This window comes from Rhodanobacter sp. KK11, from assembly GCF_033345435.1.
Lineage (GTDB): Bacteria > Pseudomonadota > Gammaproteobacteria > Xanthomonadales > Rhodanobacteraceae > Rhodanobacter.
Window position 1 is genome coordinate 706,266 of sequence record NZ_JAWPMI010000005.1, and the last position, 12,405, is coordinate 718,670.

Genomic DNA, 12,405 nt, shown 5'->3' on the forward strand with positions numbered 1-12,405 from the left:
TGTGTGTCGTCTCGCTGCGGCCAACGAGCGGCGGCGCCCGCTCTCCCGGCCATTATTGCCGGCGCTCGCGATGAGCGACAGCGCAGATCCCGTCATGTAGTCACCTTCGGCACGCACGCCGGGCACGAAAAAAGGCCGCCGGGTCATCCCCGGCGGCCTCCTTGCAACTACCACATGCGTGTTACTTCAGCTCATCAGAAGTCGTACGAAGCACCGAAGCGGACGTAGCGACCCGTCTGCATGCTGTACGGACGGCCGAAGCTCGAGCTTGCCTCGATCGGATAGGTCTGCGTGATCTTCTGGCTGTCGAACACGTTGTTGACCATCACGTTGAAGGCCAGCTTCTTGCCCGCCCACTCCGGCCGGTACTCCGCGCTCAGGCTGAGCGTGTAGGTCCACGGGTTGCGCGTGGCGCCCGGAGGCGACGGCTGACCCTTGCAGAAGTGGTAGTACGGACCGTAGCCGAGACCCGGGTTGGTCTGGGCAGCACCGTAGTAGCCCAGGCAGGTCTTCGGCGAACCGGACAGGATCGCCAGGTTGCCCGACACCATCCATTCCGGCGCGATCTGGTACGAGCCGTATGCCTTGAGCTGGTGGCGACGGTCGTTGGAGAGTGCGCCGTTGGCGTAATCCATGGTCGCGGCGTAATCCCAGTCCACCGTCGCCGACACGTCATCCTGACCGATGTCGGAGCGCACCTGGCCTTCGCTGTTGCCGTAGCTGCGCGAGAACAGGTAGTCGACCTTGCCGTACCACTTGCCGTCGAACGGATGCTCCAGGTACAGGTTCAGGCCATAGTACTTGCGCTTCATCGTGGTGTTGAAGTGGAAGTCGTTCTTCCAGTCCATCTCCACGGTGTAGTAGCCGCCGCCCAGCTTCGGAATGTTGAAGATGGAGGTGCTGCCCGGGTTGATCAGGATGCTCGCCGGCACCTGGGTGGCATCGTAGCTGTTCGGATCGATGCCCATCGCGTTCATCTTGGCGATGATCGAGACGTTGTCGCCGACGTCGTCGATGGCGTTGCGCAGGTTGCGGTAGGTCGCCTTGGCGCCGTACACCCACGAGTCGCCCAGCTTCTTGTCGAAGCCGAGGATGTACTCGTCCTGGTACTCCGACTTCAGGTTGGTCGAGGCCGAGGTCTTCGGATCGCGTGCCTGGCCGTACTCGCCGTTGGCCGACACGGGCGCACCGGCACCCAGGTAGGTGTCGAGCGGGGTCAGGCCGGTCGGGATGCCGTTGGCATCGATACCCGTGTACGTGAAGTACTCGCGGGTGTACAGCGAGGTGCCGGCGGAGCGCAGCGCCACGCTGGTCGGCAGCGCGAGGTAGTAACGACCGGCGTTGCCGTAGACCTTGAAGCTGGAATCACCATTGACGTCCCAGCTGAAGCCCACGCGCGGCGCCCACTGCGGGCTGGTCAGGCGCAGGTAGGGCTGGCCGACGGCGTTGTAGTTGGTGAACTGGTCGTTGCGCAGGCCGAGCTTGACCAGCCAGCGGTCGTTGACCTGCCAGCTGTCCTCGACGTACTGCGCACGCTGCGCCACGCGCACCGAGGCATTGTCGTGGTAACGGTAACGGGCCACGTAGTAGCCGGTCTCGCCACCCGGCTGGGAGCCGGTGTTGGCCACCCACGGCGAGTTCTGCCAATCGGCACCCGGCTGAGCGGTACCCGGGCCACCCATGACGTAAGTATCGGGATCGCCGAAGTCATTGTATTCCCACGCGTAGCCAAGACCCTCGTCGGGGAACTTGGTACCACCGTCAATGTTCTTCTGGTCCTGATTGTCGATACCGGCGGTCAGTGTGTGGTCGCCGAGCTTGTAGCTCACGTCGATGCGCAGGTTGGTGTTGGTCGAGCGGTGACCCGGCAGGTTGATCGTCGACACCGTCTGGCTGTTGGTGATCGTCGAGCCGCCGTTGAGGGCGGGGTTCTGGTCCTGGGCGCCGAAGATGTACGGATAGGTCGGATCGTAGTCGGCAACGCTGCTGTACCAGGTGCCCTTCATCTTGCCGTACAGCGCGCTGACGGTCAGGTCATCGGTGATGTAGCTGGTGAACTTCGCCGAGTAGACGTCCGCACCGTTCTTGGTGTGGGTGTCGTTGCTGTTGAAGCCGCCTTCGGTCAGGGTGGCGTAGCTGAAGTCGTTGAAGACGCCCTGGTAGGACGACTTGTTCGACGCACCGGTCAGCTCGAGGATGTTGCTGTCGGTGATGTTCCAGTCCAGCTTGCCGTACCACTTCGGGTTGTCGTAACGGTAATGGGTAACGAACGGCGCCACGTTGGAGCCGGTCGACTCGCCCTGCTGGCGCTCGGCCTCGACGGCGGCGAACAGGAACAACTTGTCCTGGATCAGCGGGCCGCCGACGTAGGCGTCCACCGTGGTGGTCCACGACTTGTTGTTCTTGCGGTACTGGCGCAGCTTGCCCTGCGAGCCGTCCTTGTTGACGTAGTACCAGTTCTTCGGATCGGCGCGCAGACCCTTCGGGGTCCACTGGATCTGGCCACCGAAGTGCCACTCGTTGGTGCCGCGCTTGCCGACCTGGCTGATCACGCCGCCGTCGGAACGGCCGTAGGCCGCGCCGTAGCCGCCGCTCATGATTTCCTGCTGGTCGATGGCGCCGTACGGCAGGGTGATGCCGCCGAAGCCGCTGAGCGGATCGGTGGTGTTGAAGCCGTTGATGTAGTACGCGTTCTCGGTCACCGAGGAGCCGCCGAACGACACCACCGAGCCACCGGTGAGGTTGGTGAACAGGCCGCTGCCCTGGACCACGCCCGGGGCCAGCAAGGCAATCGCCTCGGCGCTGCGCGCCAGCGGCAGGCGGGCCAGCTGCTCGGCGGTGATGACCGTACGGGAGTCGACGCCGCTGACGTCGATGCTGGGCAGGGCGTTGGCCTGCACCGTCACCGCCGACAGGTTCTGGGCGTTCTGGGCGCCGAAGGAAACCTCGGTACCCGAACCCACGCGCAGCGTGACGTTGGAGCGCGAGTCGACAGCCTGGCCGTCGCGCTGCAGGGTCACCGTGTAGTTGCCCAGCGGCAAGGAGTCCACCGTGTAACGGCCGGAGGTGTCGGCCGTAACTTGCCGGGTGATACCCGACGTGCTCTTGACCAAGACGGTGTCACCCGCCTGCGCCTGACCGAAGATGCTACCGGTAGTCGCCTGACCAAAAGCCAAGCCGCTGAGGCCCATACCCAGTGCCAGAGCAAGCGCGGTGCGCTGCGCCCCTCTCGTCTTGAAATTTTTACGCGAATTCATCAGTTAACTCCCCAAGGTTCGACCCGAATGGCTCGGGCAAATCAAACTTCAGTGTGTTCACAACTTCCCAACGGACGATGCAGGCCCGGGCCGATCTACGCGGTCCGGGCTGCGTTTCTCACGCAAATGTTTACGTAAGTTGTTGTGACGCTAATTCAAGAAATTGCGCAGGTCAACACTTTCATAACTTTTGCCGCGCTCCCGCCCCGGCTGGCCACGCAGGCTTGCGCAGGGCCACGCCCCCGATCCGCCCAGCACGGTACGCACGAATTTGCGCTTGACCCGCGGCGTACTGCGCTTTCCAGGGCAAACTGCCGCTGGTCGTACGGGTCGGCAACGCCAGCAGAACCCGCCCCCGGATGCTCGGCCCCCTTCGGGGGCGCGGCGTTCTGCCGCCGCGGGCGTACCCCGACAATCCCCCTGCCAGATGGCCTGATCTGATCTCGCCGTGCGGGTCCCGGCCGCATCGCCAGGCTTCCGCTCGCAGGCCGAGCCCTATCGGTGAAAGGCAGCCACAAAAGCCGGGATCCCCCGGGACCCGGCCACGTCACCAGAAGGTCGACCTATGGCAGCCCGCCAGCCAACCATCAGAAGCCGGAAGGCCTGATTGGCGAGAATGGCCTGCCCAAGCAACTGACCAGGCTGCCGGTCAAGAAGGCTCCGGATGCGGAAATGGCCGGGTACCCCGGTTACGAGAAGCACGAGCCGACGGCCAGCGCCGCCGGAAACGCGCGCAACGGCGCAACCACAAGATCCTCCAGGGCCGGTTCGGCGAACTGCCCATCGAGGTACTGCGCGACCGCAGCGGCACCTTCGGGCCGAAGCTGGCCCCCAAGCAGCAGACCCCGCCGGACCGGCTCCGACAACCAGACCCTGTCGCTGTACGCCCGTGACTCGATGGTGCGAGTGAAGGCAACCTACCCGGTCATCGGCATCATCATGCCCGGCGAGTAGGAGGTGCCAGGCCTGTGGCTGGCCCGGACCGAGGATGCGAAGTTCAGGATATAGGTGGTGACCCGGGCTACGCGCGGCGGGCAGGACATCTTCGTCGCCTGCGTGGGTGGCAAGCGGCGGACGCTGCCGGTCCGCGATCAGGGGGCCGTGTCCAAGCGCTTTACCGTCCCGTTCGAGGGACGCATCTTTCGGCTGCAAGCCCGATCCCGTTTGCACAAAATTCTGCACATACTCTGGGCGCATGAGCGTGGCGTGCAGCCATGCCTGATCGAACCAGGCAAGCCGAACCATGATGCCTGCACCGAGTCATTCAGCGGCCGCTTGCGCCACGAATGCCTCAACGAACGCTGGTTCCAGGCCCGTTGCACGCACAGCGCCGAGATCGAGCGCTGGCGACGGGAATACCATGAGGAGCGGCCGAAGAAGGCGTTGGGCAGACTGGCACCGCCGCCTATGCGAAACAGATAAAGTAAACCCGGCCCCCCAGTCGTCCCGCCACCCAAAGCGAGAGCGTCGGCAAGCCCCAAGATTCGATCCAAACAGCCGGAACATGAAACTTTCGTCTGTTCGCAACATCCAACAACGGCACCCAGGGAAAGCACGCGGTCCGCATGATCCACCGGATCAGGGTGACTTCTCGGGTGCGCCTCATCGCAAAGATTTACGGACGAATTTCAAGAAATCACGCGAGTCAACAGTTTCACAACATCGCCACCAGCTTTCCTTCACTCGATTTGCGTCATAGACGCTGCACTCCCCCCAACCCACGGCAGTTTTCCCATGGACACGCAAAAAAACATGAGCCCGCAAGCTACAGAAACCTTCGCCGAGCGCATCAAGTTACTGATCCAGCGCGTGGGAAGCGCCACCGAGATCGCACGAATGTGCGGTTTTTCCGAGGGCGTGGTGCGCAGCTGGCGTGATGGCAACACCGATCCGTCGCGCGCTCGTTGCGTGACGCTGGCCAAGACGCTGGGCATCTCGCTGGTCTGGCTGGTGGCGGGCGAAGGAACGCTGCAGATCGACCCCACCCACACTGTTGCGGATGAGCAGTACAGCTCGGAGAAAGCCACGCCGCACCGTGCCCACGCCCGCCTGACTTCCGCACACGGCCACGCAACCGCCTCCACCGCGGCAGTCGATGCGCAGCGGTTGGATACCGCCGTGCGCATCCTGCAGTCGGAGCTGAGCCTGGCCGACAGCCATCTTTCGCTGTCCGAAAACACCGATCTGATTAGTCAGCTCTATGAAATCCTTGGCCCCGGCGGCTCCCACGTGGATCCGCACGCCATGGTGTCGTTCAACCAGCAACTTGCCGAACGGATCCGCAAGGAGCGCGGTATGGCCTGATCCATGGCCCAGTCGGCAGTGAAGGCGTGGCAGGCTGCATGGTCGCCACGCCTTTTTTGTGCCGCCTCTCAGAGCAGGGCGATGTCGGCAATGGCGCCGAACTGCGCCTTCAGCTGACCCAGCAGGGCCAGCCGGTTGGCGCGCACTGCCAGATCGTCGGCATTCACCAGCACAGTGTCGAAGAAGGCATCCACCGGCGCCTGCAACTGGGACAGCCGTGCCAGTACGGCAGTGTAGTCACCGGCAGCCAGCGCCGCGGCACTGTCCTGCCGTGCCGAGTCCAGCGCGTCGGCCAGTTCGCGCTCTGCATCCGCCTCGAAGTGCGCCGGATCGACGACCTGCCCGACGGGAGGCGCACCCGGCTCCCCGGCCTGTTTGCGCAGGATGTTGGCGACCCGCTTGTTGGCGGCAGCCAGGCTGGCCGCTTCCGGACGACGGCCGAACTCGGCCACCGCGCGCAGGCGGCGGTCAAAGTCGGCCAAGCTGGTCGGCTGCACCGCCAGCACCGCCTCGAACTGGGCGTTGTCGAAGCCCTTCTCGGCGTAGTAGCCGCGCAGGCGATCAAGCACGAAGTCGTACAGTTCATCCGTCAGGATCGCCCGTCGCTGGCCCGCGTTCAGGGCCGGTGGCCTGCCGTCCTTGCCGGGCCTCAGGCCAGCCGCCAACGCCACGTCCGGCAGCAGTTCGAGTGCCTCGACGAAGCTGGCGCGCAGATCCAGCTCGAGGCCACCCTCGATCAGGGTGCGCGCCAGGCCCAGCGCTGCACGGCGCAGGGCGAACGGATCCTTGTTGCCGCCGGGCTTCATGCCGACGGCGAAGATGCCAGCCAGGGTATCCAGGCGCTCGGCCACGGCCAGCACCTGGCCGAGCCGGTCGGCCGCGATCGCGTCGCCGCCGAAGCGTGGCTGGTAGTAGCTGTCCAGCGCCTCGGCTACCGCGGCCGACTCGCCGTCGTGACTGGCGTAATAGCGGCCCATCACGCCCTGCAACTCGGGGAACTCGCCGACCATGCGGGTCAGCAGGTCGCACTTGCTGAGGGAAGCAGCGCGGGTGGCCAAGGCGGCATCGACGCCGACCCGGTTGGCGGTGACCCGCGCCAGCTCGGCCACGCGCACGCTCTTGTCCCACAGGCTGCCCAACGTCTGCTGGTAGGTGACGTGCTTGAGCGGTTCCTGGTAGCTGGCCAGCGGCGTCTTCAGGTCCTCGTCCCAGAAGAACTTGGCGTCGGCGAAGCGGGGCCGGATCACCCGCTCGTAGCCCTTGCGGATCGCGGCCGGGTCCTTGCTCTGGATGTTCGCGATGCCGATGAAATGCTCGGTCAGCCTGCCCTCGGCATCGAATATCGGCACGAATTTCTGGTTCGCCACCATGGTGGTGACCAGCGCCTCCGGCGGCACGGCAAGGAACTCGCGCTCGAACGTGCAGGCAATCGCCACCGGCCATTCGGTGAGATTGGCCAGCTCGTCCAGCAGCGCATCGTCCAGCCGCGGCATGCCGCCGGTGACCGCGGCCGCCAGGCCGACCTGGTCGCGTATGCGCTGGCGCCGCTCGTGCGGATCGGCCAGCACGTTGCAGGCACGCATCGCGTCCAGCCAGCCGTCCGCATCGGCCAGATGCACCGGCTGCGGGTGCATGAAGCGGTGACCGCGCGACTTGCGACCGCTGTGCAGGCCGAGCACGCGACCGTCCACGATGTCGGCGCCATGCAGGATCACCAGCCAGTGCACCGGACGCACGAAGCTGTAGTCATGGTCGGCCCAGCGCATCGGCCGCGGGATCGGCAGCGCCTGCAGCGCCTCGTCAACGATTTCCGGCAGCAGCGCCGCCACCGGCTGGCCCGGCTTGACCGTGCGCCAGACGAACCAGCTGCCCTTGTCGGTCTCCAGCTTCTCCAGTTGTTCGACGCCGACGCCGCACGACTGCGCAAAGCCGAGCAGCGCCTTCGAGGGCCGGCCTTCGGCGTCGAGCGCAGCATTCAAGACCGGACCACGCCGCTCCAGCGCCTGCGGCGGCTGCGCCGCGGCCACCGCCGGGATGTAGGCAGCGAGGCGGCGTGGCGAGGCATAGGCCCGGGCCAGGTCGAGCCCGGCAGCGATGCCACGTTTGGCCAGGCCGTCGCAGATGCCGCGCAGGAAGGCCGCGGACAGTTCGTCCAGCGCCTTCGGTGGCAGTTCCTCGGTGCCCAGCTCGATCAACAGCGACTTGGCGGCGCTCATGCGGCCTGCTCCCTGGAAACGTTCTTCAGGCCCGGAAAACCGAGCTTCTCGCGCTGCGCCACATAGGTCTCGGCCACGCTGCGCGACAGCGTGCGCACACGCAGGATGTAGCGCTGGCGCTCGGTGACGCTGATCGCGCGGCGCGCATCGAGCAGGTTGAAGGTGTGGCTGGCCTTCATGACTTGCTCGTATGCCGGCAACGGCAGGTTCGCCGCGACCAGTTGGTTCGCGGTTGCCTCGCACACGTCGAACCAGTGCAGCAACTCGGACACGTTGGCGTACTCGAAGTTGTAGGTGCTTTGCTCCACCTCGTTCTGGTGGAACACATCGCCGTAGGTCACCGTGCCGCGCGGACCGTCGGTCCAGACCAGGTCGTAGACGTTGTCCACGTTCTGCAGATACATCGCCAGGCGTTCCAGGCCGTAGGTGATCTCGCCGGTCACCGGGCGACACTCGAGCCCGCCGGCCTGCTGGAAGTAGGTGAACTGGGTGACCTCCATGCCGTTCAGCCACACTTCCCAGCCGAGACCCCAGGCACCGAGCGTGGGCGACTCCCAGTTGTCCTCGACGAAGCGCAGGTCGTGCACCAGCGGATCGAGCCCCAGTTCCTTCAGCGAGCCGATGTACAACTCAAGGATGTTCTCGGGATTGGGCTTCATCACCACCTGGTACTGGTAGTAATGCTGCAGGCGGTTCGGGTTTTCGCCGTAGCGGCCGTCGGTGGGCCGGCGCGATGGCTGCACGTAGGCAGCCGACCAGGGCTCCGGGCCGAGCGCGCGCAGGAAAGTGGCGGGGTGGAAGGTGCCGGCGCCGACCTCGGTGTCGAGTGGCTGCAGCAACACACAGCCCTGCGCCGCCCAGTAGCGGTTGAGGGTCTGGATCACATCCTGAAAGGTGCGTGCGGACATGGTTTTCCGTGACCTTGGGTAAAGCGCGTTAGTATAGCTGCAGCTTGCTTTTTCGCCGGATTCCGGCCGGAAAGCGCATCGAAGGGGACGCCTCCGGATGGCCGCTTCACCGCAAATCGCATCCCTGCTTGGCCGCCGTGGCCGGCTGGAACTGGACGAACTGCTGGCGACGCTGGTGGTCGACGGTTACCTGCTGGCCGATGACGCCAAGCAGGTGCGCATGGGCGCGCGGGCCGGCCGCAGCACGATCGAGCTGCACCCGCTGGTGCTGATCGCGAACGCACGGCTGGCCAACCAGCGCGATCCGGGACGCCCGCTGAGCCTGGAAGCCCTCACTGAGTGGCTGGCCGGCCACGCCGGGCTGCCGTACCTGAAGATCGATCCGATGAAGATCAACGTCGCGGCGGCGACCCAGGTGGTAAGCCATGCCTATGCCAAGCGCCACCGCATCCTGCCGATCGCAGCCGCCCCGGGCGAGGTGACGTTCGCCACCTGCGAGCCGTTCGAGGCCGACTGGGCGCCCGACCTCGCGCAGATGCTTCGGCGCGACGTCAAGCGCGTGGTGGCCAGCCCGATCGACATCAACCGCTACCTGCAGGAGTTCTACGGCGTCCAGCGCTCGATCCAGCTGGCGCAGGACGCCAAGGCCGGCAGCGATGCATCCTCGGCCATCCTCAACTTCGAGCAACTGGTCGAACTGGGCAAGAGCGGCGAGGTGGGCGCCGATGACCGCCACGTGGTGCACATCGTCGACTGGCTGCTGCAGTACGCATTCGAACAGCGCGCCTCGGACATCCACCTGGAGCCACGTCGTGACACCGGGTACATCCGCTTCCGCATCGACGGCGTCATGCAGAAAGTGTTCGAACTGCCCGCACCGGTGATGACCGCGGTGACCGCCCGCATCAAGATCCTGGCCCGCATGGACGTGGCCGAGAAGCGCCGCCCGCAGGACGGTCGCATCAAGACCCGCTCGTCCGGCGGGCGCGAGGTGGAGCTGCGCATCTCGAACATGCCCACCGCGTTCGGCGAGAAGGTGGTGATGCGTATCTTCGATCCGGACCTGGTGGTGAAGGACTTCGCCCAGCTCGGCTTCTCCGCCGACGAGGCCGCCAACTGGCGCAATATGGTCGAGCGCCCGCACGGCATCGTGCTGGTCACCGGCCCCACCGGCTCGGGCAAGACCACCACGCTGTACTCCACGCTGAAGCACCTGGCCACGCCCGAGCTCAACGTGTGCACGGTGGAAGATCCGATCGAGATGGTCTCGCCGGAATTCAACCAGATGCAGGTGCACGCGGCGATCGACCTCGATTTCGCCGCCGGCGTGCGCACGCTGCTGCGGCAAGACCCGGACATCATCATGATCGGCGAGATCCGTGACCTGGAGACCGCGCAGATGGCGGTGCAAGCCTCGCTCACCGGCCACCTGGTGCTGTCCACCCTGCACACCAACGATGCGCCCAGCGCCGTCACCCGCCTGCTCGACCTGGGGGTGCCGCACTACCTGATCCAATCCACCCTGACCGGCGTGGTGGCACAGCGGCTGGTGCGCACGCTGTGCCCGCACTGCAAGCAGGCGGACACGCAGGATCCGCACGCCTGGAACGTGCTTACCCATGGCTGGAACCTGCCGGTACCGTCGCAGGTGTTTCGGCCGGTCGGTTGCCTGGAGTGCCGCAATACCGGTTTCCTCGGGCGCACCGGCATCTACGAGATGATGAAGCTGTCGCCGCGGTTGCGCGGCATGATCTCGGCCCAGCTCGACCTCGGCGGATTCGGCCAGGCGGCGCTCTCCGAAGGCATGCGCCCGCTGCGCATCTCGGCCGCCGACCAGGTTGCCGCCGGACTGACCACGGTGCAGGAAGTCCTCACCGTATTGCCGCCGATTGACGTGCTCGGTGATGCCCAGCCGTAAAGACGTCCAGATGATTCACCAACGGTCTCCTGCATGAAGCGCGTACTGATCATCCGCACCGGCCGTGCGCCGGATTTCATCCGCGCCCGCCACGGCGACTTTCCACACTGGTTCCGGCTGGGCGCAGGGCTGCGCTTGCACCATCTGCAAGTCGTCGACGTAGCCGCCGGGGAAACGCTGCCGACACCGCGGGAGGTCGCCGGCGCCATCATCACCGGTTCGGCCGCCATGGTCACCGAACGAACGGACTGGAGCGAGCGTACCGCCGGCTGGATCCGCGATGCCATGGACGTCGAGCTGCCCCTGTTCGGCGTTTGCTACGGCCACCAGCTGATGGCCCATGCGCTGGGCGGGCGCGTCGACTACCTGCCGGATGGGCGCGAAATTGGCACCCAGACGATCGAGCTGTCGACTTCCGCCGCACACGACCCGCTGGCTACCGTGCTGCCGACCAGCTTCCGCGCGCATACCACGCACCAGCAAAGCGTGCTCGAGCCGCCCGCCGGGGCCATCGTACTGGCCCGGTCGGCGCGGGACCCGCATCAGCTGCTGCGCTACGGACCGCATGCGCTCAGCGTACAGTTCCACCCCGAATTCAACGCCGAGGTGATGCGTGCCTACATCCGGCACAAGCACGCTGACATGCGGCGCGAGGGCATGGACCCGCAGCAGATCCTCAGCGCCGTGGCCGCCACGCCGAGCGCCCGCCGGCTGCTGCGTCGGTTTTCGCGCCACCACCACTGGACCGCGGCCGCAGGCTGAACTTCCTCAGCCACGCAAGCGGCGGGCGATCGCATCGCGCGAAAACAGCGCGAACACCACGCCGAACAGGAAACCGCCGATATGCGCCCACCATACGTAGGCGCCATAACTCGGCCCCGCGTAGCTGAACAGCAACTGCAGCAGCACCCACAAACCGATCAGCAGGAACGCCGGCACCCGCACGAATTCCAGATACAGGCCCAGCGGCAACACCAGGCCGAGCCGCGCGCGCGGAAACAGCGCCACGTACGTGCCGACCACCGCTGATACCGCTCCGCTGCAGCCGATGATCGGCAGGCGCACACCGGTCAGCGACAGCGCGCCGATCAGATTCGCCACCATCCCGCCCGCGATGAACAGCAGCAGGAAGCGCAGCGAGCCCAGCGCCCGCTCGCCCGGCAGGCCGAAGATCGCCAGGAACAGCAGGTTGCTCAACAAGTGCAGCCAGGTCACGTGGATGAACAGCGCCGTGAACAGGCGCAGCAGGGCGGGATCGGTCAGCTGCGGCAGCAACGCTTCATGCGGGTCGAAGATATTCGCCGGCACCGTGCCCCACTCCAGCAAAAGGGAAACCCGTCGCGTGGCGGGCAGCAGTGCCAGGCCTACAAAGCACACCACGCAGACGGTCACCATCAGCAGGGTCGCCCAGTGCCATCGGGGCCGACGACGCGTTTCGACATGAACAAACAAGGACCGTTTCCCCAGGCATGCACCGGATCGCGGCGCGCCGACATCATAGGCGAAGGAGCATATTGACCGATGCCCGCGGTGTGTGAAGGCTGAGGTGGAGATTGGCGCTGGGCCAATCGCCCGGTGATGCGCCAAGCAGCCTTCGCTGCCGCTGCAGGCTGAGGCGAGCGTGCCCGCGACTCCAAAAAGACGAAGGCCTCCCCGGGTGGGGAGGCCTTCTGGAAAAAAGCCCCTGGCGGTGACCTACTCTTGCATGGCAAAGCCACACTACCATCGGCGCATGCGCGTTTCACTTCTGAGTTCGGGATGGGATCAGGTGGGACCACGCCGCTATGGCCGCCAGGGAAGGG

The 12,405-nt window shown here is 65.7% G+C and carries 7 protein-coding genes, 1 rRNA gene and 2 pseudogenes; 5 read left to right on the forward strand and 5 right to left on the reverse strand.

The window, feature by feature from the left end:
• Positions 1-194 precede the first annotated feature (194 nt).
• A complete protein-coding gene (locus R5H19_RS16635; protein WP_318160160.1) occupies positions 195-3,257 on the reverse strand; it encodes a TonB-dependent receptor in 3,063 nt (1,020 codons plus the stop codon).
• Between the two features lie 582 nt (positions 3,258-3,839).
• Between R5H19_RS16635 and R5H19_RS16640 the strand changes: the two are divergent.
• From R5H19_RS16640 to R5H19_RS16650, 3 genes and pseudogenes are all read left to right on the forward strand, one after another.
• Positions 3,840-4,262: pseudogene (locus R5H19_RS16640) on the forward strand (transposase); the annotation flags it as partial.
• A gap of 177 nt (positions 4,263-4,439) precedes the next feature.
• Positions 4,440-4,679: pseudogene (locus R5H19_RS16645) on the forward strand (transposase); the annotation flags it as partial.
• A 312-nt stretch (positions 4,680-4,991) separates the two neighbouring features.
• On the forward strand, positions 4,992-5,561 hold the full coding sequence (locus R5H19_RS16650) for a helix-turn-helix transcriptional regulator (protein WP_318160161.1): 570 nt from the start codon (positions 4,992-4,994) through the stop codon (positions 5,559-5,561).
• A 68-nt stretch (positions 5,562-5,629) separates the two neighbouring features.
• On the opposite strand, the gene glyS is transcribed toward R5H19_RS16650, so the two are convergent.
• Together glyS and glyQ are read right to left on the reverse strand one after the other, a co-directional pair.
• Positions 5,630-7,777 (reverse strand): glycine--tRNA ligase subunit beta, encoded by a 2,148-nt coding sequence (glyS, locus tag R5H19_RS16655; protein WP_318160162.1) that lies wholly within the window; start codon positions 7,775-7,777, stop codon positions 5,630-5,632.
• Positions 7,774-8,685: a glycine--tRNA ligase subunit alpha gene (gene glyQ, locus R5H19_RS16660; protein WP_318160163.1), complete on the reverse strand. Its 912-nt coding sequence runs from the start codon at positions 8,683-8,685 to the stop codon at positions 7,774-7,776. The genes glyS and glyQ overlap by 4 nt, the downstream gene beginning before the upstream one ends.
• Before the next feature lie 97 nt (positions 8,686-8,782).
• Here glyQ and R5H19_RS16665 point away from each other — a divergent pair, with 97 nt between their 5' ends.
• Both R5H19_RS16665 and R5H19_RS16670 read left to right on the forward strand, forming a co-directional pair.
• Positions 8,783-10,603 carry an ATPase, T2SS/T4P/T4SS family gene (locus R5H19_RS16665; RefSeq protein WP_318160164.1) on the forward strand — a complete coding sequence of 607 codons (1,821 nt, stop codon included), beginning with the start codon at positions 8,783-8,785 and terminating at the stop codon, positions 10,601-10,603.
• 33 nt (positions 10,604-10,636) lie between these two features.
• Entirely contained in the window at positions 10,637-11,365 is a 729-nt protein-coding gene (locus tag R5H19_RS16670) for a glutamine amidotransferase (RefSeq protein WP_318160165.1), read from the forward strand.
• Positions 11,366-11,371: 6 nt separating this feature from the next.
• Here R5H19_RS16670 and R5H19_RS16675 read toward each other — a convergent pair whose 3' ends face one another.
• On the reverse strand, positions 11,372-12,055 hold the full coding sequence (locus tag R5H19_RS16675) for a rhomboid family intramembrane serine protease (protein WP_318160166.1): 684 nt from the start codon (positions 12,053-12,055) through the stop codon (positions 11,372-11,374).
• A 230-nt stretch (positions 12,056-12,285) separates the two neighbouring features.
• Positions 12,286-12,399 (reverse strand): 5S ribosomal RNA (rrf, locus tag R5H19_RS16680).
• Positions 12,400-12,405: the final 6 nt, after the last annotated feature.